This is a genomic window from Halomonas llamarensis (assembly GCF_023555005.1).
In the GTDB taxonomy this organism is placed as follows: domain Bacteria; phylum Pseudomonadota; class Gammaproteobacteria; order Pseudomonadales; family Halomonadaceae; genus Vreelandella; species Vreelandella llamarensis.
Genome location: NZ_JAMJPJ010000096.1, coordinates 1 through 623 on the forward strand (window position 1 = coordinate 1; position 623 = coordinate 623).

2 protein-coding genes are annotated in these 623 nt (G+C 59.6%); both read right to left on the bottom strand.

Annotated elements, in window-relative coordinates:
• Positions 1 to 127: 127 nt before the first annotated feature.
• Complete coding sequence (locus M8006_RS17735; RefSeq protein WP_250084541.1) at positions 128 to 400, bottom strand: hypothetical protein; 273 nt, start codon at positions 398 to 400, stop codon at positions 128 to 130.
• 24 nt (positions 401 to 424) lie between these two features.
• On the bottom strand, positions 425 to 623 hold a 199-nt coding region (locus tag M8006_RS17740), incomplete at its 5' end, for a phage protein Gp36 family protein (RefSeq protein ID WP_250084543.1).

Consider the following 623-nt stretch of genomic DNA (forward strand, 5'->3'; position numbering starts at 1 on the left):
CCGAGCACCAGCATCATGTTGGGGAGCTGGGTGTTGTTCTTGGCGGCTTCGACATCCGCTGCCAGCTGCACAGTGGGCATGCCGCCCAGGGCGTTTAGGCGATCAAGCCACGGCGTGAGCGAGAGCACTACGTGGCCTCTTTGCCTGTTGGCTCATCAGTGACCACAGCCTTCGCAGGTGGCGCCGCATGCTCCATCACCAGGGCCGGGTCAGCACTGATTGCCTTGTAGGCGCTGCCTTTGTCATCCAACGTCAGGTGCTTCCATTCGTTGGTGAAAATCACACCGCTACTAGTGCGCTTGGCACCGGTGTCTTTGGTCTTTACCCGGACCTTTACGCTTTTGCGCGGCGTTGGCGGGGCTTTCTTCTCAGCTGCTTTCGTGGTCTGTTTGGCACTCATGTCTGTTGTCTCCGTTAAGGCGGGCTAGAAGCCACCGCCGTTAAACACCTGGCGGCCTGAGTTCATCTGCACGCTGCCCGCGCTGCTGGCTGCTGAGCCGGTTGAAATGCCGAGCTTCACATCGCCGCGTGAAACGCTGCGTAGGAACTTCACTGCATCGTCGTAGCGCTTCTGCACTTGGTCGGATGCGTGTTCGTCATAAAGCCGGTAGCGGGCGATGTCG